At 39.5% G+C, this 23005-nt stretch carries 17 protein-coding genes; 11 read left to right on the top strand and 6 right to left on the bottom strand.

The window, feature by feature from the left end; genetic code table 11:
* Positions 1–34: 34 nt before the first annotated feature.
* Complete coding sequence (locus BUW93_RS05415) at positions 35–670, bottom strand: alpha/beta hydrolase (protein WP_081209937.1); 636 nt, start codon at positions 668–670, stop codon at positions 35–37.
* Positions 671–708: 38 nt separating this feature from the next.
* Here BUW93_RS05415 and BUW93_RS05420 point away from each other — a divergent pair, with 38 nt between their 5' ends.
* The 5 genes from BUW93_RS05420 to BUW93_RS05440 all read left to right on the top strand — a co-directional run bounded on the left by BUW93_RS05420 (position 709) and on the right by BUW93_RS05440 (position 5498).
* Positions 709–1128, top strand: coding sequence for a PaaI family thioesterase (locus BUW93_RS05420; protein ID WP_081209939.1), 420 nt, complete (start codon positions 709–711; stop codon positions 1126–1128).
* On the top strand, positions 1129–2283 hold the full coding sequence (locus tag BUW93_RS05425) for a chorismate-binding protein (protein ID WP_081209941.1): 1155 nt from the start codon (positions 1129–1131) through the stop codon (positions 2281–2283).
* 117 nt (positions 2284–2400) lie between these two features.
* On the top strand, positions 2401–4134 hold the full coding sequence (gene menD, locus BUW93_RS05430; protein ID WP_081209943.1) for a 2-succinyl-5-enolpyruvyl-6-hydroxy-3-cyclohexene-1-carboxylic-acid synthase: 1734 nt from the start codon (positions 2401–2403) through the stop codon (positions 4132–4134).
* A gap of 69 nt (positions 4135–4203) precedes the next feature.
* Complete coding sequence (locus BUW93_RS05435) at positions 4204–4548, top strand: DUF2853 family protein (RefSeq protein WP_081209945.1); 345 nt, start codon at positions 4204–4206, stop codon at positions 4546–4548.
* A gap of 110 nt (positions 4549–4658) precedes the next feature.
* Positions 4659–5498: a CvfB family protein gene (locus tag BUW93_RS05440; RefSeq protein WP_081209947.1), complete on the top strand. Its 840-nt coding sequence runs from the start codon at positions 4659–4661 to the stop codon at positions 5496–5498.
* Here BUW93_RS05440 and BUW93_RS05445 read toward each other — a convergent pair.
* Positions 5492–5974, bottom strand: coding sequence for a hypothetical protein (locus BUW93_RS05445; protein ID WP_081209949.1), 483 nt, complete (start codon positions 5972–5974; stop codon positions 5492–5494). The genes BUW93_RS05440 and BUW93_RS05445 overlap by 7 nt on opposite strands.
* A gap of 113 nt (positions 5975–6087) precedes the next feature.
* Between BUW93_RS05445 and BUW93_RS05450 the strand changes: the two genes are divergently transcribed.
* From BUW93_RS05450 to BUW93_RS05460, 3 genes are read left to right on the top strand one after another with little or no spacing between them, the layout of a single operon-like run.
* Positions 6088–6927, top strand: coding sequence for a 1,4-dihydroxy-2-naphthoyl-CoA synthase (locus tag BUW93_RS05450; protein ID WP_081209951.1), 840 nt, complete (start codon positions 6088–6090; stop codon positions 6925–6927).
* Entirely contained in the window at positions 6915–7442 is a 528-nt protein-coding gene (locus BUW93_RS05455; RefSeq protein ID WP_081209953.1) for a PH domain-containing protein, read from the top strand. The genes BUW93_RS05450 and BUW93_RS05455 overlap by 13 nt, the downstream gene beginning before the upstream one ends.
* Entirely contained in the window at positions 7429–8949 is a 1521-nt protein-coding gene (locus tag BUW93_RS05460; protein ID WP_081209955.1) for a PH domain-containing protein, read from the top strand. Before BUW93_RS05455 ends, BUW93_RS05460 begins: the two co-directional genes overlap by 14 nt.
* Before the next feature lie 88 nt (positions 8950–9037).
* Here BUW93_RS05460 and BUW93_RS05465 read toward each other — a convergent pair whose 3' ends face one another.
* The 4 genes from BUW93_RS05465 to uvrA all read right to left on the bottom strand — a co-directional run bounded on the left by BUW93_RS05465 (position 9038) and on the right by uvrA (position 18071).
* Entirely contained in the window at positions 9038–11440 is a 2403-nt protein-coding gene (locus BUW93_RS05465; RefSeq protein ID WP_081209957.1) for an alpha-ketoacid dehydrogenase subunit alpha/beta, read from the bottom strand.
* A gap of 204 nt (positions 11441–11644) precedes the next feature.
* On the bottom strand, positions 11645–14455 hold the full coding sequence (locus tag BUW93_RS05470) for a gluzincin family metallopeptidase (protein ID WP_081210233.1): 2811 nt from the start codon (positions 14453–14455) through the stop codon (positions 11645–11647).
* 77 nt (positions 14456–14532) lie between these two features.
* Positions 14533–15222, bottom strand: coding sequence for an LOG family protein (locus BUW93_RS05475; protein WP_081209959.1), 690 nt, complete (start codon positions 15220–15222; stop codon positions 14533–14535).
* A gap of 17 nt (positions 15223–15239) precedes the next feature.
* The gene (uvrA, locus tag BUW93_RS05480; protein ID WP_081209961.1) at positions 15240–18071 is read right to left on the bottom strand and encodes an excinuclease ABC subunit UvrA; all 2832 of its coding nucleotides are present in this window, start codon (positions 18069–18071) and stop codon (positions 15240–15242) included.
* Positions 18072–18497: 426 nt separating this feature from the next.
* Here uvrA and BUW93_RS05485 point away from each other — a divergent pair, with 426 nt between their 5' ends.
* The 3 genes from BUW93_RS05485 to BUW93_RS05495 all read left to right on the top strand — a co-directional run bounded on the left by BUW93_RS05485 (position 18498) and on the right by BUW93_RS05495 (position 22974).
* Positions 18498–19514 carry a response regulator transcription factor gene (locus BUW93_RS05485; RefSeq protein ID WP_081209963.1) on the top strand — a complete coding sequence of 339 codons (1017 nt, stop codon included), beginning with the start codon at positions 18498–18500 and terminating at the stop codon, positions 19512–19514.
* A 228-nt stretch (positions 19515–19742) separates the two neighbouring features.
* Entirely contained in the window at positions 19743–21410 is a 1668-nt protein-coding gene (locus BUW93_RS05490) for a hypothetical protein (protein ID WP_157893286.1), read from the top strand.
* Between the two features lie 172 nt (positions 21411–21582).
* The gene (locus BUW93_RS05495) at positions 21583–22974 is read left to right on the top strand and encodes a hypothetical protein (RefSeq protein ID WP_081209967.1); all 1392 of its coding nucleotides are present in this window, start codon (positions 21583–21585) and stop codon (positions 22972–22974) included.
* Positions 22975–23005: the final 31 nt, after the last annotated feature.

The raw sequence follows: 23005 nt of genomic DNA on the forward strand, positions 1-23005 counted from the left end.
ATTATGTCACTTCAAGCGCAGTCGAAGACACAATTTAAGCAAATTCGGTTATAAATTCTTTGTTGACTTCGTGTCCCCCTTCAAAATTGCGAATCTTCAAATTCCGTGGGAATATTTGCTCCAGGCGTGCTTCCTCTTTTTTAATAATTTCCTCTTTTAAATATTCATCCTGTTCTCCATAGATGAAAGTAAAGCTCGTGTTTTTCAAAAAAGTGAAATCTTTAGCATTCAATTCAGCAGGTACCTTTCCTGAATGCAATATCAGGTGATCACAAGCGATCTCCCTATGGGCCACCCATCGTGTTGCTACCGAAACCCCCTGGGAATACCCGAATAGGAGAAGTCTCGGAGCATTTTTCAGATTTTCCAACTTATAGATTTCATCGAGATAATTCAGTACATTTTCGGTTTCCAGCTCAGTGTTTTCACGGGTTAGCCAGGAGGCTCCCACGTGGGTGTATTTTCCGTTGAGATAATATTTAGAGGGGGCCTGTGGTGCAATGATATAATTTTCTTCCGGGTCGAGGTGTTTGAAATATTTCAGGAAGTATCTACTTAAATAGCCAATTCCGTGGCAAACCACCCATACGTTTTTGGTCTTTGTGGTAAAATCGTTTAATACCTCATAGGTATTGGTGCTTTGGTAGGAAACCTGTTTCTCACTGCTCATTTTTTACGTATTTTTACAAAGTAACCAATCTTATTGTGATGACCCAAGAAGAAATTCTGGAGCTTTCCAGAAAGGTGTGTAAAAACACACTGATGGAAACCCTTGATATTGAATTTACTGAAGCAGGAGAAGATTATCTTATTGCGAGAATGCCGGTAAGCTCCAAAGTGCATCAGCCAGATGGCGTGCTGCACGGCGGTGCCAGTGTGGCTTTGGCTGAGAGCGTGGGCAGTTTGGCAAGTTATGTTTTTTTGAATACTGAAGAATTTTTTATTCGGGGAATAGAGATTTCGGCCAATCATTTAAAAAGTGTTGCTGAAGGTTTTGTCTATGCTAAAGCCAGTTTTATACATAAGGGTCGAACCACACAGCTTTGGGAAATAAAGATTACCGATGAGGATAACAACCTGATCTCCCTTGTAAAACTTACCACTATTGCCTTACCAAAAAATAAGTAAATGATGAATGCAGAAGAATTTTTTAATCGGTTAAAAGAGCAATTGCACCAGGAAAAGCCTTTTGTAGCCTGGCACGATCCGGGTTCGGGTAGGGGGATGACCACCGCCCTCTTACAGGAAGACACCTCAGAAAATCTGGTGAATGATTTCACCGAAAGCGGATTCATTTTCGCCCCTTTTCAGAAGGAATTACCAACCTATATTATTCCGCAGGAAAGCGCTGAATTTCTTCAAACAGAATATTCCGGATTTATAGATCATGAAAAGGCTTTAGAAAAAGAAAGTCCTGAATTTCCACCTGAACAATTTATTCAGAAGGAAAAATCGGCTCACGAGAATCTTGTGCAAAAAGGTATAGATGCAATTGAAGCGGGAGTTTTTAAAAAAGTAGTGCTCTCCAGGAAAGAAGAAATAGAAACCCAACTGGGACCACTGGAAATTTTTAAAGACTTGCTTAAAAAATATAAAGAGGCTTTTGTTTATATCTGGTTTCACCCTAAAACCGATATATGGTTGGGCGCAACTCCCGAGACCCTGCTTAAAGTTGAAAGGAATAAATTCAAAACAATGGCTTTGGCGGGCACCCAGGCTTTTAAAGGTCTTACTAATGTGAGCTGGGGAGATAAGGAAATTGAAGAACAAAAGATCGTGACCGATTATATCCTGGAAAATGTTAAAAAAGTATCTGTCGGGCGGGTGGACCAATCGGAAGCTTACACAGCCAGAGCCGGAAATCTCCTGCATTTGCGCACCGATATTCAAGGGGATATTCAACCCGGTACCTCAAATTTGAAGGAATTGATAATGACGCTTCATCCCACTCCTGCAGTTTGCGGTATGCCCAGGAATAGCGCTATGGAATTCATTTTAAAAAATGAAAATTACGACCGTGAATTTTATACCGGTTTTTTGGGAGAACTGAATTTCAAAAAGGAGATTAAACGTAGCTCAAACCGTAGAAATCAGGAAAATCAGGCTTACGGAAGTATTAGCTCGTCAACCTCTCTATTTGTTAACCTACGCTGTATGAAGATAGAAGATGATGAAGCTGAGATCTTCGTTGGGGGCGGAATAACCAAAGATTCAGATCCTGTTTTGGAGTTCGAGGAAACTCAAAACAAGGCCCAAACCATCAAGGCTGTATTAGTAAAATAATTCCCCTGAAAAATTGTAAATTTGGGTGACCAAAAGAAGGTCGTTCTGAAGTAATTACTCAATTTCCCAGGAGCCCCTGAGTTAAGTCCAGGGGGACACTTTTCAAAACATAAATTTGTGAAATACTCCAAAATACCTGTTGCCCGCTCGGTTGTAGCACTTTGTGTGGCCAAAAATATACATCACGTAGTAATCTCCCCGGGTTCGCGAAATGCTCCGCTCACCCTCGGTTTTACCCATCATCCCGAAATTAAACCATACAGTATAGTAGACGAGCGTGCCGCGGCATTTTTTGCCCTGGGAATGGCTCAGCAACTACAGCAACCCGTAGCCCTGGTTTGTAGTTCGGGATCTGCTTTGTTGAATTATTATCCCGCTATCGCCGAAGCTTTTTACAGTGATATTCCTCTTGTCATTATTTCAGCTGACAGGCCAATAGAACGCATCGATATTGGTGATGGGCAAACTATACGACAGAAGAACGTTTTTGAAAATCATATACTGTATTCCGCAAATTTGCACTCAGAGTTGGTATTAGACCAAACATCGAGTGATCCTAAGCTTCAGCAGAAACAATTTGAGGCGCAAAAACACAATGAGAGGGAGATAAATCTGGCTCTGAACAGGGCGATAGAAGGGAAAGGTCCTGTGCACATCAATGTACCGTTTTATGAGCCTTTGTACGACCTGGTAGAAAATGTAGAGGTTAATCCGCTACAGATTTTGCCTGAGATCAAAGAGCGTAATTATTCTGAAAAGCAATTAAGCGCTTATGCCGATATCTGGAATAGGGCAAAGAAAAAGATGGTAATTGTGGGAGTGGCTCAACCCAATGCAGTTGAACAAAGGTTTTTGAACGAACTGGCTAAAGATGACTCGGTAATCTTTTTTACCGAAACCACTTCCAATTTACATCACCCCGATTTCTTTACCAGGATAGATACTGTGGTGGGCCCCATTGAAAGGGAGGCTGATCCGGAATTCCATTTTAGGAAACTCCAGCCGGAAATCCTGCTCACTTTTGGCGGGATGATAGTGTCCAAAAAGATCAAAGCTTTTCTCAGGAAATATCAGCCACAAGAACACTGGCATATTGACGATAAAAAGGCCTACAATACCTTTTTCTGTTTAAATAAACATTTTGAAACTGATGTAAATTCCTTTTTTAGCAATTTTCTTCCTCTAATTAAAAAACAGGAGAGCGATTATGGAAAATACTGGAAAAATATCTGGAAGAAACGCCAGGCAAGACACGAGGAATATATGAATGAGATTCCTTATTCTGATCTTAAGGCTATGCAGCTTGTTGCGCCTAAAGTTCCTGAAAAATATATGCTGCAGCTAGGGAATAGTTCAATAATCCGCTATGCGCAATTGTTTAAATGGAAAGAGAGTTTACGAATCTTTTGCAATCGCGGCACCAGCGGAATCGATGGTAGTGTATCTACGGCTGCCGGTGCAGCCTGCCATTCAAACGAACCAACACTTTTGATTGTAGGCGATCTTAGCTTTTTCTACGATAGTAATGCCCTATGGAATAATTATCTGCCCTCTAACTTCAGGATTATTGTTTTGAACAATCGGGGAGGCGGGATTTTCAGGATACTTCCCGGGAACAAGAATACCGAGAATTTCGATACCTATTTTGAAACGGTACATCACCTGGATGCCAAACCGGTATGTGAGCTTTATGATTTGGAATATTCTTCAGCAAAAACTTCAGAAGAAATAGAGAAGGAAATGCGAAGCTTTTTTCAGAAATCAGAAAGGCCCAGGCTATTGGAAATATTCACCCCCAGAAAACTCAATGATGAGGTATTATTAGAATACTTCAATTTTATGAAATCTTAAGATTTTAATTTCGTTTTTAAACCCTGGTTTTGCTAACTTGAAGCTTATTAACCAGTTAAACTAAAAAATATGGCGACTAAAACCGATGAAAAAGTTGGAAAGTATATTCAGGATGTAAAAGAAAAAGTAGGGGAAGAGCCAAATGTGGATCTCCTTAGAAAAGTAACTGAAGCTTTAGGTCCAAGTATCTTTTCAAGTGATGCGGAAATCGTTTCCAGTTCTTCAGAGTCTGAATTGGAAACTGTGAAAAAGAATTTTCTCATCAAGAAATTAGGCCTTAAGGATGACGAGAAGCTTGACGTGGGAATAAATGCGGTGATGGAAAAGTACGGGAAATCTAACCGAAATAAATATCGCGCAGTGGTGTATTACTTGCTTACAAAGTATTTCAAGAAAGAAAGCGTCTATAACTAGACCAAAATAATAGAATAAGAAAATCCGCTTTTTGGAAACAAATTGCGGATTTTCTGTTTTTAGGTGAAAGCCGTTAATTATAAAGTATCTTTGCATTTTAAATTTATGTTATGCTGAATATTGGTGAATACCATAGTCTCACCATCGACCGGGAGACGGAGCCCGGACTTTTTCTTACCAATGAAGAAGGTGATGAGGTTTTACTTCCGAATAAATATATACCCGAAAGCTGGGAAATAGGCGGCGAAATTGAAGTTTTTGTCTACCTGGACCACGAAGAGCGGCCTGTAGCAACAACTTTAAAACCCCTGGTTAAACTTGATAAATTTGCCTTTTTAAAATGTGTGGAAGTAAATGAATTTGGTGCCTTTCTGGACTGGGGCTTGGAGAAACATTTGTTTGTTCCTTTCAAGGAGCAGGCTTACCCCATGAAAAAAGGTGGGAGATATTTAATATTTTGTTATTTAGACGAAGATACCAATCGTTTAGTAGCTTCCAGTAAGGTTCATGCTTTTCTCGATAATTCTGAATTAACTGTTGAGCCTTTCGAGGAAGTGGATCTTATTATCAGTAACAAATCCGATCTTGGGTATAACGTGATCATCAATGAAATTCACCTTGGGCTCATCTATAACGATGAGATTTTCCAGCCCCTTAATGTGGGAGATTACATGAAAGGCTTCGTTAAGAAGACCAGGCCAGACGGAAAGATAGATGTGATGTTACAGCGACCGGGCTACAGAAGTATTGAACCTAATGCGCAGCGTATTTTAGATGAACTTGCCGCAAACCAGGGCCACCTTAAACTCACTGATAAATCAGATCCTTCCGTGATACAAAATGTACTGGAGATGAGTAAAAAGAGTTTTAAGCGAGCCGCAGGAAATCTTTATAAGCAACGAAAAATAGATATCACCGAAGACGGGATCTATTTAAAGGAAAATCAATAATACCTACCGTAGGGAGAGAAATAGAGACGGCGACCATACATACTTCTTAAACCTGAATTATGAAGCGCGTTTTGATAAATTCGCTGGTTTCGATAATAAGGATTCGAATTAAGAGCATCGTTTTCTACTTCAGCCCGATTGTACAATCCAGTGTTATTAGAGAACTCAAAATCCTTTCTTTCTTTTTTAGGAAGAGGAGATCCAATATCTACTGTACGTTGCCGGTAGTTGTTTTTTTCATCGATTAAAGCCACGATGTCTATTCCGTTTCTTTTATTTTGATCTACATTCAGGAATTTTCCATTAGGGAGATTAAAATTTGATTTCTCAAATCCGAAATCAAAGTCATCGAGACTTCGGTTGAGTTCCTTTCGGCTTAAATCAAAATCGGCTTCATTCCAGGCTTCAAATTCCTGAGCTACCAGGCCGGAAATACCAGAGAAGAAGAAAAAAAGAATTAGTAAGCGGAATTTCATCTTGAGGTTTTTTATATAATATCAAAAATAATGCAAATCTGAGGACTTTCGTTTAAATTATTAATTTCTTCGGAAGCATCAAAAAATCTTATTTTTACATTAAAATAAAAATTATGAGCAAAATAGACTGGAAAACAGTTAAAGAATATGAGGATATTACCTATAAGAAAGCCAATGGCGTAGCCCGTATTGCCTTTAATCGTCCTGAGGTTAGAAATGCTTTCAGGCCCAAGACTACCAGTGAATTACTGGATGCCTTTCACGATGCCCACGAGGATACCTCGATTGGGGTTGTTTTACTTGCTGCTGAAGGGCCCTCATCTAAAGATGGAAAATGGGCATTTTGTAGCGGTGGCGATCAAAAAGCCCGCGGGCATCAGGGATATGTTGGGGAAGATGGTTATCACCGTTTGAATATTCTTGAAGTTCAGCGGTTAATTCGATTTATGCCAAAGGCCGTAATTTGTGTGGTTCCCGGTTGGGCAGTAGGGGGCGGGCATAGTTTACACGTGGTTTGTGACCTAACGCTTGCCAGTAAGGAAAACGCTATTTTCAAACAAACCGATGCCGATGTAACGAGTTTTGATGCAGGATATGGCTCGGCTTATTTAGCAAAAATGGTAGGGCAGAAGAAAGCCCGTGAGATCTTTTTCCTCGGAAGAAATTACTCGGCGCAGGAAGCTTATGAAATGGGAATGGTGAATGCCGTAATTCCGCACGATGAGTTGGAAGATACCGCATATGAATGGGCCCAGGAAATTATGGAAAAATCGCCAACCTCTATTAAAATGCTGAAATTTGCGATGAACATGACTGATGACGGAATGGTAGGGCAACAGGTTTTTGCCGGAGAAGTTACGCGTCTGGCTTATATGACCGATGAAGCCAAAGAAGGCCGTGATGCTTTTCTGGAAAAGAGAAAACCAAATTTTGATAAAAAATGGATCCCATAAGCAAAGGTTTTAGCAACGAACAGATAGATTTGGCTTCCCTCCCCAAATATGAGTCGGTAGCCTACTCTTCAGTTTCGTCTAAATATCTTATAAAAATGAATATTCAGACGGGCATTTTTATGCTCGTCTTGTTTATTGCACTTGGTGTCTTTTGGTTTTTTAAGTTAAACCCTTTGCAGTCTGGACTTATTTTTTCGGTTATATTAATAGGTTTTATATTCAGGTTTTGGAATAATTATAGGCTGCTTCAAACTTTAGGCTATGCGATTAGGGAGAAGGATATTATTTATAGAAGAGGTTTTATCTTCAGTAAAACCACGATCATTCCATTTAATAGGGTGCAACACGCTTCAATTTCACGAGGTATTTGGGATAAGTTTTTAGGCATTTCCAGCCTTAATATTTTTACTGCTGGGGGAAGTGGGAGCGATATCACTATTCCAGGTTTAGAACCGGAAATGGCTGTGCGGTTAAAAGAAGCTATCGCGGTTAAGATCTCCAATGATGAATCCTAAAGCCTATAGCACCGTCCAGCGGCAGACCATAGCCGGGGTTGTTCTTATTTTCCTTTCCAGTCTTTATAAACTTTTCAGGATATTTTGGGCGCTGGGTGCTTATTTGTTATTAAGCGGTCCCAGCAAAAGCACCTTAGTTTTTACCGCCCTTGGTTTGCTGGTATTAGGTGTTTTAACCTTGCTCTATAGCTATCTTTATTACCGTAAGTTCATTTTTTATATCGATTATGAACGTGAGGAATTCGTATTGGAAGAAGGCATTTTTTCTTCAGAAAATACTGCAATTCCTTTCGATAAAATTCAGCAGGTATATTTTAAGCGCTCTATCCTTCAGCGTGTGATAAATGTCTATAGTCTGGTAATAGATACAGCCGGGAGCAATCAAAAGGAAGTGGAGATAAAGGCTATTTCTGAAAAAGATGCCAATAAACTTTCAGAAATTCTTTTAAAAGCTAAAGCTGAAAAAACTGAAGAAAAACAATTTGAAGAGGAAACGGTAGAAGCCGTAAATGAAAAACTCTGGATTCATAAGGTATCTATGCTTACCCTTTTAAAAATTGGGATTAGTACTAATTACCTACGCGGCCTATCCTTAATTTTTGTTTTTGTGACGAGTATTTACAACAGGATAAATACTTATTTTCAAGATCGCATGGATGATGTTGAAGTCTATTTTACTCAATTTTCGGGGGTTTTGCAGTCTATTGGGATGTTAGCCATGCTTTTTGTCCTGCTGTTGCTTTTGAGTATTAGCATAACAATTATCGAAGTATTTATAAAGTATTATGGCTTAACAATTCATCAGAATAAGGATAAAATGGAGGTAGAGATGGGGCTAAAAACCAATACCAAAGTCTCTTTGCAGCCCAGAAGGCTTCAGTTAATGCGAATAAAAACGAATCCCGTTCAAAAACGTTTAAACCTATATGAAGCTCAAATTTCGTTATCCAGTAGTGAGGATGAACTTCAGAAAAATAAAATTAAGATTCCTGGCTTAGGAAAAGATATCGTAAAAAAGATAAAGTCTTTTCTATACAGCGAAACATCTGAAGATAGCTTCAGCAGTACTTTTAGGCCGGACAGATTATTACTATTCCGGAAAATTGCACTGGCAATGTTGCCTGTGCTGGTTTTCCTGGCAATATGGTATTTCACAGCTTTTATACCATTCCAAATATGGGCTGTTCTGGTTTTGGCAGGATTATATATTATTGCCGCGGTAAGTTTACAAATACTAGCATTTAGAAAACGAAAACTAATAGTTACAGGGGAATTCCTGCAAAAGAAGAAAGGCTTATGGAATATGACTGAAGAAACCCTCGAATTATTTAAAATACAATCTACAAGCGTAAAACAACCCATCTGGTATCGCCGAAGAGACCTGGTAAATGTTGTATTCCATACTGCCGGGGGTGATCTAAGATTTTATGCGCTTACAAAGGATATTCTGCCCTATGTAAATTATGTTTTGTATAAGGCCGAAGTTACTTCCAGGAACTGGATGTAAGGAGATTTAGACGATTTGGGAGAAATAAAAATAAAAAAACCACGGATAGTAATTTCCGTGGCTTTTTCCCTTTAAATAATTAATGTGCTTATCTAAGTTTTGGATATTTTTCAGGGTTTACTTCATTAAAAATGCTATAAATCTTTTCAAAAATATCATCAGAAGATGGCTTGGAGAAATAATCACCATCGGTGCCATAAGCAGGACGGTGTTCTTTAGCCGTTAAAGTATCTGGTTTACTATCCAGAAATTTGTATGCATTTTGTTCGTTTAAAACCTTATCCAGGATAAATGCAGAAGCTCCTCCGGGAACATCTTCATCTATTACAAGAAGGCGATTAGTCTTTTCAACGCTTTTTACAATGTCATGCTCCAAATCGAATGGGAGTAACGACTGGACATCAATGACTTCAGCGTTTATGCCAAATTCTTCAAGTTCCTGGGCGGTTTGTTCAACAATTCTTAGAGTAGAACCGTATGAAACCAGGGTGATATCTTTTCCTTCTTTTACCGTTTCCACTTTCCCAATAGGGGTGCGAATCTCGGCTAAGTTTTCAGGCATCTTTTCTTTTAGCCTGTATCCGTTAAGACATTCTACGAGCAGTGCTGGAGTGTCCTGCTCCAGTAGTGTATTATAGAAACCAGCGGCTTTGGTCATATTTCTTGGTACGAGAACATAAATGCCACGTACCAGGTTTAAAATACCTCCCATTTGGGAACCACTGTGCCAGATACCTTCTAATCGGTGTCCACGGGTTCTTATAATAAGTGGTGCTTTTTGTTTTCCTTTGGTACGATATTGTACGGTAGAAAGGTCGTCACTAATGGTTTGCAGGGCATACATTAAATAATCCAAATACTGGATTTCTGCAATGGGGCGTAGACCTCGCATCGACATCCCAATTCCCTGACCCAAAATTGTTGCTTCCCGAATCCCAACATCGGCGACCCGTAGTTTTCCGTATTTTTTCTGAAGCCCTTCCAGCCCCTGGTTAACATCACCAATCTCTCCCGAATCTTCACCAAAGATTAAGGTTTCCGGTTTGCTGCCAAAGATTTGGTCAAAATTATCCCGAAGGATTATACGCCCGTCCACTTCCTGTGCATTTGAGGCATACTGAGGTTTTACCTCTTCTATATGAGCTTGATTCTCTATATATAAATGACTGCTGTAATCATCTTTTGCAAGGTCTTCATATGTTTTTATCCAATCCAGAAGATCCTGCTTAAGGGCCGGCTCGTCCTGAACCAGGAAGCGTAAACTTTTTCTTGCTGTAGAAAACACATCCTTTTTAAGGGGCTCTTTTATTGCTTTAAGCTCTTTAGCCAGGCTTACTATTTCATTCTTTTTTTCAGAGGATTTTGAGATTTCTGCGAGAAGTTTGATCAACTCTTTTTGTTTCTCTTTCATCGGGTTGGAATAGTTTTCCCAGGCTGTTCTTTTGCCTTCCCGTACCTCTTTTTTTATTTCTTTTTCAAGGTTTTCAAGATCTTCGTCTGTAGCGAAATCATTGCTGATTATCCATTCCCTTAATTTCACGTTACAATCATATTCCCGCTCCCAGGTAAGTCTTTGTTCGCTTTTATAACGCTCATGCGATCCCGAGGTAGAATGCCCCTGTGGCTGTGTTAATTCTTTTACATGAATAAGAACGGGGGAATGCTCTCTTCGGGCTATTGTTGCGGCTTTCCCATAAGCTTCAACCAAAGCAACATAATCCCACCCGTTCACGATTATTATCTCGTAACCTTTATTATCTTCATCACGTTGGAAACCTTTAATGATCTCCGAAATATTTTCTTTAGTAGTTTGATGCCGGGCGTGAACCGAAATTCCATATTCATCATCCCAAACGCTTAAAACCATAGGCACCTGCATTACGCCTGCAGCATTTAGGGTTTCCCAGAAATGGCCTTCGCTGGTGCTGGCATTACCAATGGTTCCCCAGGCTACCTCGTTCCCGTTTTCTGAGAATTTTTCAGCATCAATTCCTTCAACATTCCGATAGATTTTTGATGCCTGGGCCAGACCCAAAAGTCGGGGCATCTGGCCTGCTGTAGGAGAGATATCGGCACTGGAATTTTTTTGTTGCATCAGGTTTTTCCAGCTTCCGTCTTCGTTTAAACTGTGAGTGGAAAAATGCCCGCCCATTTGCCTTCCGGCAGACATGGGTTCATTTACAATATTATTATCGGCGTAAAGTCCTGCGAAGAACTGTTCAATGCTAAGTTCATTGATTGCCATCATAAAGGTTTGATCGCGGTAATATCCAGACCTGAAATCGCCATTTTTAAATGCCTTGGCCATCGCGAGTTGAGGCACTTCCTTTCCATCTCCAAAAATCCCGAATTTAGCTTTTCCGGTAAGAACTTCCCTTCTTCCCAGTAAGCTGCATTCGCGACTGGTGACCGCAACGCGGTAATCTTCCAGCACTTGTGCCTTGAAATCTTCAAATGAAATTGAATCTTTAGTCTGTGTTTCGCTTTGCATGAACATTCATTTTATTGAATAACAAATGTAACGAAAACTATAATTATACACAATTCATTAAAAGCTGAATATTTTACGAAATAATTATTTTTTTTGACTTAAATTATTATTTATGAAATAAAACGGAAGTGTTTAACGGTTTAAGTGAATATCAGATAATTGGTTTCCTTAATCCCAAAAATATCTGAATGGTATAAATTTTTGTTAATACCACCGGCGGGTGAAGAGTTTAATAAGGGTATTAATATCCAGGGAGACGATGAAACGAATTCTTTGATCATATTTCTCTTTCCCAACTTCCCAACCTAAGCTGGAATAAACCGGAAAAAATACTTCAAAATAATCGTCCACAAGACTAAGACGCAATCCTGAATCATAGAGGAATTTCGCACTTTCAAACTGGTTTTTCACCAAACCTGCATCTGCATAAACAAAGATGAATTTCCATAAATTTGTACTGGCGTTAGCGGTGGTAAGCCACTGGTTGGCATATTCCGGTTGCAATTGAGATTTGAAGCCACCCTCAGCGACAATAATTTGTTGGCTGAAAAGCCCGCTGCCCTGACTTCTTCCGTAGTAATTGTAATCAAACAAGTAATCAGTAGGCCGATCCAGGGCAAAACTGAAGTAATCGGTTTTTTGACTATCATTATATAAAAATGCCCCTGCGAAGAACCTCAGGTTGATCTGCCGGTTGTTCTTAAAGAGCTTACGGTATTCAAGGCTCATGGAAACCTTGCTGAATTTTTCTGCAAGCTGGTAATCGAAAGAAGCCCCGTGAAAATCTACCAAATGGGGTTTGCTATACTGGTAATTTATGTTGAAAACATTATAATCTGGTCTGTCCAATGGAACGGCTGGGTTTTTATCCCGTCTCACATTTACATTTCTTATAAGCAGGCGTTGCCTTTCATTGTTTCTTAGGTATTTATTTCTGAAATAAAAGCCAATAAAAGGAGTGTATTTCTCGTAGAAAAGGCCATAATTATAGGAGAAACGGGAGCCACTAAGTCCGTAGCGTATAGAATGTAGCTCTTTATTTTCGAATTGTTGGTTATAGAGTAAAGAGGCAGAACCCACTATGGTTTTACTGTTAAACCCATATTTGGGAGAAATACTAAACTGGAAATTTTTATTCAGAAAGGTTTTATTATACATCTTGGGCCCAATAGAAATTCCGTCATAAAGGTTATAATCAAATTCTGGCATAAAGAAAACCTGGGTATATCGTGGGTCTTCAATATCCTGAAGAAGTCGGATTTGTAGGGGCTTATTAAGAAGTTTTGTTACTCGCTTATAGTTATCTCTTTGGTTAATCTCAGGGATTATTCCTTCATAATTCAGGGCGAGCCTGTCTATATCCTTTCTTGGGATGCTTACGGTCTTTTCTTTATTAAAATCATTCACCCAGGTTTTATAAACAATTTGTCCGTCTTTAAGGCCGTAAAGGGAAACCGGAAATCCGTTTCTACGTTTGTTCAGGACGGTTACTTTCAGCGAATCCCTGGTCTTTACCAGATTACTTATTCGGAAATCAATTTTTTCATTTTTAGCTACATAATCCTCAAAAAACCAGGAGATATCCTTATCCGCAGCCGCCTCCAAATAGGATTTGAAATCTTTTTCTGAAACCGGCTTCATACTGTTTTCTTTATAAAACTTCTGAATTGCACTTTTTATAGCATCGCTATCCAAATAATCTTCCAGGTATTTTACACCTACTCCGGCTTTGTAGGGGTTTGCAATATTTATATTGAATTTTATAAGGGAATCCTGCGATGTAGCAAGTGGTTGGTCCAGATTGAGTCTTGCCGTATTCATATATAGAAACTGGTACTGATCATTAAATTCCAGATCGGCGGCGTGAAACCATCTAATTCCTATAATATCGCTCAGGTTTCCAATTAATTTCATCCTGGGATAATATCTGGCTACATAATCCATCATAAGAGAAACCAGAATAGCATCATTCACCCATTGTTCTTCCCTGGGATTCACCTGAATAGAATTTTTAAGCAGGTTGTTTGTTATGGTTTTAAACTGTTTGATATCATATTGGAAACCATCAGGGAAAGGTCTTATAAAACTCGGGAGCTGGTTGAGGCCATAAATCGGACTGTTTAAATAATCCTCCTGTGTAACAAATAAGGTGCTGTGAGGATAAGTTCCCAGACGTTCATGAATGAATTTTATTATTCTGTCCAGAATAACACTTTTAACTACCGGCTGGAGTCCATCGTCTTCAACATCGGTTAAAATTTCATGGGATTGGGCATATTCCGAATCAAAGAGATAACTTTTTGTAAGATAGAGTTTAGATTCTGTTCTTTGAAGTCCTACAAGCTTTACGGTTTTCACACCCTTTGAAGTATGGGAATTGCTTTTAGCCAGAGCACTTGCAATATAAAGGTTTTGAGGAATACTAAGGGTGATGTTCAGATTAGCCGGACTTGTGAATTGATTGTCAAGATTGCGATGACTAAAAATTTGCCATCCATCCCGGTAAACCGCCAGGTTAATGTACCAGTATCTTAATTTATAATTTCCAACATTGTCTACTCCGTACCGGGTAAACTTATCGGAAGGAATTTTGAGTTTATAATCAAGATGAATTTCAAATTCCTCTCCCGGTGCTAAGGCTTGGGGGAGTTCAACTTTTATAATATCAGGATGCAATTCCGGTCTGCTCCAGGAAAGGGAATCCCCGGATTTTTGGGAAAGGGAATTAATGGAGGTGCCTCCTCTTTCAATTTCTTTTGAAAAATGAAAGCGCCGGGAAAATTCCTCAGCAAATCTTTGGGCGAGGGGAGTAGATTTACTGCTATAGGCATTGGCCCAGTCATTTAAATAAATTTCCCTTAAAGTATCTTTACTTTCGTTTTGGTAAACAATCTCCTGCTGAATATCAAAGGTTCTCAGGGAGTCGTTTAACTGCGCGTTTATAGTGATAGAGTTTTGAGAAAAACCCAAACCTATTCCTGTAATGAGCAGCAGGTAAAAAATAAAATACTTCAAGGGAAACAAGGCTATTTAGCGTATAACAGAATTTCGCTAAATATAATCAAAGTTTATGAGCCCTAAACTCATTTTAATTAGAAGTTAGGACTTAAGTTATACTCATCGTAGAACTGGTTAAGGATTTCAATAACCTCATCTTCCGTATCCACCACCTGAACCAGATCCATATCGGGTTCACTAATATTTTGAAAGCTATCCAGAAGGGTTTTTCTCACCCAATCTACCAGGCCACCCCAAAATTCGGTGCCTACTAAAATTATAGGGAATTTATCGATCTTATGAGTCTGGATGAGGGTTATTGCTTCAAAAAGCTCGTCCAGGGTGCCAAAGCCACCTGGCATTACTACAAAGCCCTGGGAGTATTTTACGAACATTACCTTTCTAACAAAGAAGTAATCAAAATCAAGGCTTTTGTCATTATCGATATAAGGGTTATCGTGTTGCTCAAAAGGCAGGTCTATATTAAGTCCTACCGAAGTTCCGCCGCCAAGGTGTGCTCCTTTATTACCGGCTTCCATAATCCCGGGGCCACCACCGGTAATTACGCCATATCCGTTTTCTACGATTTTTTTGGAAATTCTTTCTGCAAGTTTGTAATATTTCTGATCTGGTTTTGTTCGTGCAGATCCAAAAATGGAAACACAGGGCCCAATTTGACTCAGTTTTTCATAACCGTTTACAAATTCCCCCATTATTTTAAAAATAGCCCAGGAATCGTTTGTTTTAATTTCATTCCAGGCTTTATTCTTTAAGCTAGTTCTCATGTTAGATTTTTGATATTTTAATTCAATTCTTTTTTAAGGTAGGGGGCGGTATAGCCTTTTCCGGATCTGGATACTTCTTCCGGGGTACCTTTGGCGATAAGTTTTCCGCCATTTTTTCCGCCTTCGGGACCGATATCTATTATATAATCTGCCATTTTAATCACGTCCATATTATGCTCGATAATTAAAACAGTGTTCCCTTTATTGGTTAATTTATTCAATACCTCCATAAGCACCCTTATATCTTCAAAATGCAAACCTGTTGTAGGTTCGTCTAAGATATAAAAGGTATTTCCGGTATCTCTTTTAGAAAGTTCAGTTGCCAGTTTTATTCGTTGTGCTTCCCCACCTGAAAGGGTAGTGCTTTGCTGCCCCAGGGTAATATAGCCTAAACCTACATCCTGAATGGTCTTTAGTTTGCGGTAAATTTTGGGAATAGCTTCAAAGAAATGTGTAGCCTCATTGATGGTCATTTCCAGAACATCTGAAATTGATTTTCCCTTATACCGAATTTCCAGGGTTTCGCGATTAAAGCGTTTTCCCTGGCAGGTTTCACATTCCACATAAACATCAGGCAGGAAATTCATCTCTATTACCCTTAGCCCACCGCCTTTACAGGTCTCACACCTACCTCCTTTGACGTTGAAACTAAAACGGCCTGGCTTATAGCCCCGAATAAGCGATTCAGGGGTTTTGGCGAAAAGATTTCTAATTTCAGAAAACACTCCTGTATAAGTTGCAGGGTTGGAGCGCGGCGTTCTTCCAATTGGCGTTTGGTTGATATCGATTACCTTATCGATATTGTCCAGGCCTTTTATAGAAGAATAGGGCATAGGAACCTTCACTCCATTAAAATAATGGGCATTCATAATGGGGTAGAGGGTTTCATTGATTAGGGTAGATTTACCGCTACCGGAAACCCCGGTTACAGCCACCATTTTTCCCAGCGGAATTTTTACCGAAACTTTCTTCAGGTTATTTCCGGTGGCCCCTTTTAATTCTATAAATTTCCCATTGCCTTTTCTTCTCTTTGAAGGAACCTTAATTTCTTTGGTTCCATTAAGGTATGCAGCGGTAAGCGTATCGTGTTCTTTTAATTCTGACGGGGTTCCTTCACTTATTATCTCGCCACCGTGTTTTCCGGCTTCAGGGCCAATATCTATAACATGGTCTGCCCGCTCTATCATATCCTTATCGTGTTCTACCACAATAACAGAATTTCCCAGGTCGCGTAGAGAAACCAGGGAATTGATAAGTTTTTCATTGTCGCGCTGGTGTAAGCCAATGCTGGGTTCATCTAAAATGTAGAGCACTCCTACGAGCTGGGAACCTATTTGGGTCGCCAGCCTGATACGCTGAGCTTCCCCGCCCGAAAGCGATTTGGAACCCCGATTAAGAGCCAGGTAGGTTAGACCAACATCAACGAGAAACTGAATTCTGGTTCGTATTTCTTTTATCACCTCAGAAGCGATTTGATTTTGTTTAGTGCTGAGGTGCTTCTCCAGGCCTTTAAACCATTTCGCCAGATCGCTGATATCGAGCTGGGCGAGTTCAGCGATATTTTTATCGTGAATTTTAAAATAAAGAGACTCCTTTTTCAAACGGGTCCCCTGGCACTCAGGGCACTCTATCTTATCCATATATTCCTTTGCCCAGCGCCTAAGGGAAGTAGAGTCGTTATTATAATAGGTCTTTTCAATAAAAGTAGCTACCCCTTCAAAATCGATTTTAAAATCGCGTGTAATACCCAGGGTTTTGGATTCTTTGGAGAATTTTTCCTTTCCGCCGAAAAGAATGAGCTCCATGGCTTCTTTTGGGATTTTACTAATAGGATCGGAAAGTTTAAAATCATATTTCTCAGCAATAAGTTCCAGTTGCGAGAAGATCCAGTTCTTCTTTTGGGGCCCGTGAGGTGCAAGACCACCATTTTGAATACTTTTTTTAGGGTCTGGGATGATCTTATCGATATTCACCTTGAATAAGGTGCCTATCCCGTTACAGGAATCGCAGGCTCCTTTTGGAGAATTGAAGGAAAATGTATTAGGTTCAGGATTTGGATAGGATACGCCGGTTGAAGGACACATAAGTGTTCGGCTAAAAAAACGTAACTCCCCGGTTTCCTGCTCCATAATCATTAGCACATCATCGCCATGGTACATGGCGGTTTTTATACTTTCATCCAGGCGTTTATCGGCTTCGGTCTTATCGTCTATCTTCAGCCGGTCTACTACAATTTCTATATCGTGTGTTACGTAGCGGTCCAGCTTCATTCCTTTTACGATATCTCTTATCTCACCATCGGTACGTACTTTTACGAAACCCTGTTTTGCGATCTGCTCGAAGAGCTCGCGGTAGTGTCCTTTTCTTGATCTTACCACCGGGGCCAGTACATTCACCCTTTTTCCTTTAAAATCCTGCAGGATCAGGTCTTTGATCTGGCTATCGGTATAGCTAACCATCTTCTCACCGGTATTATAGCTATAAGCTTCTCCGGCGCGGGCATATAAAAGTCGCAGGAAGTCATAAATTTCAGTAATCGTACCCACGGTACTTCGGGGATTCTTACTGGTAGTTTTTTGTTCAATGGCAATAACAGGGGATAGACCATCAATTTTATCAACATCAGGGCGTTCTAGGCCTCCCAGGAACTGCCGGGCATAGGCCGAAAATGTTTCGATATACCGGCGCTGTCCTTCAGCATAGATCGTATCGAAAGCCAGAGATGATTTCCCGGAACCTGAAAGTCCGGTAATTACCACCAGTTTTTCACGTGGTATTCTAACATCGATGTTTTTGAGATTATGGACCCGGGCCCCTAAAACTTCTATATATTCTTCGAATTCTGCCATATTTTTAAACAAGGGGGCAAAGGTACTTAAAGTGTTGCTAACTAAAAAGAAAGCTTATTCTGATGCTTGTTAATTAAGACGTAATATTTTTAATGATTTAATACTGTTTTAAGAATGTTTTTGCCCACACTAAATGCAAATGCTTTGTTAAACAAAACTTTAAGCTTCCATAAAATTCAATCTTAATCTGTGAAAAGAGGTTCTAAGTCAGGCTTATAGTTTGTTGATTGTCAGTATAATATTACAGAAAATATTTCCGAAGAATGGGTAATTTCACCTATATTTGAGATAGTAAATTTCTTACCCAAATCTTAATTATTCCCCCCCGGAAGCTAAACTCCAATTTATTGCGAGTTTGTAAACTACTGCCCCAAACAGTTAGTAATGCTTATTAACCAGTGCTTAGGCACACTAAAATATTGTGGAATGATTACAGATAAGAAACAACTGCTGTTGATTACCAGCAGGAGCGAACTCGAGAGGGGCATTAAGGATGGGCTAAGTTTACATTTTGAAGTTAATACGGCTACTTCCTTACATACGGGTTTTAATACGGCCCTCAATTTATTACCAGATATTATTCTGATTGATTATGCTTCCTATAGATCGGGAAGAAACTTTAAAAATATCTCCAATTTTAAATCCACCCATTTTCTCAATAAAGCCTGGCTGATCGTTTATGCCGATGAAAGTTTGAAGATGGAAGTAGAGAGTCGTTTTAGAAGAGTAGTTGATGAATTTATCTATTCACCCACCGTTCCAGCTCTCTGCGGAAAAATCATAAAACTCGTATTCGCGAATAATTCGCTTTCTAATTTTTGGAAAGATTCCTTTATGGGGCTCTTCAATTTAATGGCTAAGCCTGTGGTATTGCTTCAACAGGATGAAATTATTGCGATGAATGATTCTTTCCGGCAGCATTTTAGGATCGAGAAAACCCAGGGATTAAAACTTACCGATCTAGTACAATGTGAAAATAAAGCTAAGGTGAAGAATGCCCTTCGTAATTTTGGCAGAGGCAAGCATATGAAAGCATCTACAAAAACGGCTCTTCTTCTTAGGTCTAATAAGGTACGCGATGCAAAAATAAGTTTCTCAAAACTAAATAAGAACTACGGGAATCATTTTATTATGATTATAGATTTTAATGGAGATGAGGTGTTGGTAAATCCCAAGCTCGGGACAAATTCAGAATTGGTGGAGGCTTGTTTTAAGGAAAATAGTAATATTCCGAAATTTAGCTTCACTAAAAGAGAAAAAGAGATTATCCAGTTATTGATCAAAGGATATAAAACAAAAGATATTTCTTCCACCTTATTTATTTCTCCAAAAACCATAGAGAAGCATCGCTCCAATATTATTAAAAGAACAAATTCTGAAACTATTCTTGAAAGTATTATCTATGCCATTAATCATAATTTGATTGATTTTCAAAAGGCCTGATTCTTACATTTAATTCATTATTACGGGATTTCCCCCATGGTACTCCGGCAACAATTATTCTACTTTTATATTAGAATTTTAGGATAAGATAGTCACCCCACTTTCCATCTTGTCTGTATGTGAACTTTCCCCAACAACTGTGTTTAATGCATTATTGATAGATCACCCATTTTGGGTACCTATATATTTATTAACCATTCTAAAATAATTATTAACTAAAAATCTTTAATGATGAAAAACTTTAGGTATTTTTTTTCAGCAATTGCAATTTTTGCAATGCTATTTAGCTCCTGTAGTAAGGAGGACAACCCATCGGTTGTTGAAAATCAGGAAAAAGCGACGCTTTCGTTTGCTTCTGCTTTAAATGACTTGATGGATAATGCCAATAAACAGGCAATAGGTGACTTAATTCCCCTGTGTAGTGAAGATGTGCCGGCGTATGTACACGTAGTACTTACCGGAGAGGAAAATGTGGGTACTATGGCCGATCCTCTAATGATTCCCGTAAATGAAACCCCTATTGAAGAGGATGGGGAAATGGTATATTTCACTGAGGAATCTGCCGACCTGGAATTAACTCCAGGAGATTACGAGCTTACCTATTTTGCGGTTTATAGTGAGGACGATATCCTTATTTGGTTAGCCCCTACTACAGGAGGTGATCTGGAGGACTTCGTAGATAACCCTTTACCGATTGATATTTCGCTTGGAGCCGGAGTTAAGAAGTACGTAGATGTTGAAGTCCTATGTTTTGATGATCGTCTGGTCAATGAATATGGATACTTATTCTTTGATATTATTGGTAAGGAAGCCTTTGAATTTTGCTTCTTTGCGAATTATTGCGATGATAACGGTCGACACTATCCTGCACGTTACTCAGTAGATATCTGGTTAGAAGGTGAAGATGAAATGCTTTATTCAGGGGTGATTAATGATGTTGATGCCACCGGGGATGATCCATCTGCAAAGACTTTATGTTTTGCACTTCCAAATATTCCTTCATACGGTGACGATGTAGAATACATCCATTATGAAATAACCCTGCTTGATTGGGATGAAGTATATGGAACAGTTGGAGACTTTACTGAAAGCGGATCTCTGAGCCGAAATGAAATTGAAGCTAATTTTGATGGAGATGACAATGTAGATTATGAACACATCCGTTTCAACTGTGGCGATACACCTCCCCCACCAAATGATGACGATGATGATGGCTGGCCAAATGATGATGACAACTGTCCTAATGATTACAATCCGGACCAACTAAATTCTGATGATGATAGCTTTGGAGATGTTTGTGATAACTGTCCTTTCGTAGATAATGAAAATCAGGACGATACTGATGAAGATGGTGTAGGAGATGCCTGTGATGTATGTCCTGATGAGGATGACAATGTCGATGACAATCAAAATGGAATTCCAGACTGTCTGGAAGATGATAACGGAGACGATTGTGAAACAGATCTTGATACCTGTGAAACTGCCTTTATGGTTGGTAATTACACCCTACAGGACCTTGAACTAGGGAACAACCGTTGGGGATGGGCCCTTAACTTCGACGGTGCTGATGGAACTTATGAGTATGACATTTATGCCGCAGCAGGTAAAAATGACACTGATAAAGGCTATTTAGTAGGTGTAGTTCATTTAACTGTAGAGGGCGATGATGTAACCGTAGATATTGATCTATGTGATGGCGCAGATGCTGAAGGTGGTCATATATACTTCGATGATGAAGATATGCCAACCTCTACTGCTCCCGGACAATTTGGATATGAACTTCCAGCATTCGAAGACGACTATAGCTGGAGTACTGACGATGAGTATTCCGGTGACGGAGACTTCTGGTTGGTAGTACACCTGGATGTTTGTCCTGGAGATGAGGATATGGACTAGATAATTTTAAATGTAGCAAAATTAATATCCGGTTCTCCATACAGAATAATGGAGAGCCGGAGATTAATCAGCTTCATATCTCACTGGGATTATTGAAAAATCAAAGGCCAACCGGCCATCTCAATAATTCTTATTAACCATTCAATTATTTATTAACCTTAATTTTTTAATTATGAAAAACTTTAAACTATTCCTTGGAGGTTTTGCGGTTTTCGCGATGCTTTTCACCTCCTGTAGTAAGGATGAAACTCCGTTGATCGAGAACGGAGGCGAGAAAGCAACTCTTTCCTTTGGGGCACTTCTTAACGATCTTGTTACCACCAGTAGACAACAGGCCGATCTCGGTATTCCTGCCTGTGTAGATGATGCTCCGGCTTATGTTGAGGTAATTCTTACCGGAGATGAGAATATTGGAACTGAAGAAGAACCATTGGTAATTAATGTTCATCCCACCCCTATTCAAGAAGATGGACAGGATGTATGGTTCACCCAGGAATCTGGGGACCTTGAGTTAACTCCTGGTGATTATGTATTAACCTATTTTGCGGTATACAATGAAGGGGGGGATATGATTTGGCTTGCGCCCACTTCCGGGGGAGATCTTGCCGATTTTGTAGATAATCCACTTCCGCTGGATATCAGTCTGGGAGCCGGTGTAAAAAAATATGTTGACGTAGAAGTGCTGTGTTTTGATAACCGTATGGTTAATGAATATGGATACCTGTTCTTCGACATAATTGGAAAACAAGCCATTGAGTTCTGTATTTTCGGAAACTTCTGTCCTCCTAGTGGAAGACACTATCCTGCTGCCTTTAGTGTAGATGTATGGGTATGGGAAGATGGAGAAAAAGGTACTCAGCTTTATGATGACCTAAGCAATACCGTAGAATTAAATGACGATGGAGACTGGGCAGGAACCCCATTATGTATGGCCTTGCCAGACACCAGTGAGGATGATGAATACTATTATGAAATAACACTTTTAAGTTCTGATGCTTATGGAGATGTTACTGAAGAAATAATTAGAGTTGGAAGTATTACCGATCAGGAAGTAAAAAGCTTCTTTGATGGGGAAGATAACCTGGATTACTGGCACTTCCGCGAAGGTTGTGAAACCGGGGATGAACCTCCTATTTTCCAGGATCCAAGAGATGATGCCAAGCATTATAAAGCCTGTTTATATCCTGAAAACGGATCTGAGGTATTTGGTTTTGCTTACTTCAAGTTGGAAGATGATATGCTAAGAGCTACTGTTATGGCTACCAACCTTGAAAAAGGTATGCATAAAACACATCCTCAACATATTCATGAGGGTGATAGCTGTGATGATTCCGGAGGGCCAATCTTTGACTTGAAGGAACAAAACGGAGAATGGCCAAGGGCTCATTCTATGTGGGGATCGCTTAATTATAACAGAGAATTCACTCTAAGCCCCGCTGAATTAACCGCCTTAGGACAACTGCAAAATAGAACTATCAACATCCATGGAATGACGGTAGACGGGGAATATGTTCCCGGGATACCTGTTGCATGTGGAGCGATTGATTTACATGAATTTGACTAAAATAAAAAAGGGAAAGGTGTAATACGCCTTT

Origin of the sequence: Salegentibacter sediminis, from assembly GCF_002078605.1 — a bacterium.
In the GTDB taxonomy this organism is placed as follows: Bacteria; Bacteroidota; Bacteroidia; order Flavobacteriales; family Flavobacteriaceae; genus Salegentibacter; species Salegentibacter sediminis.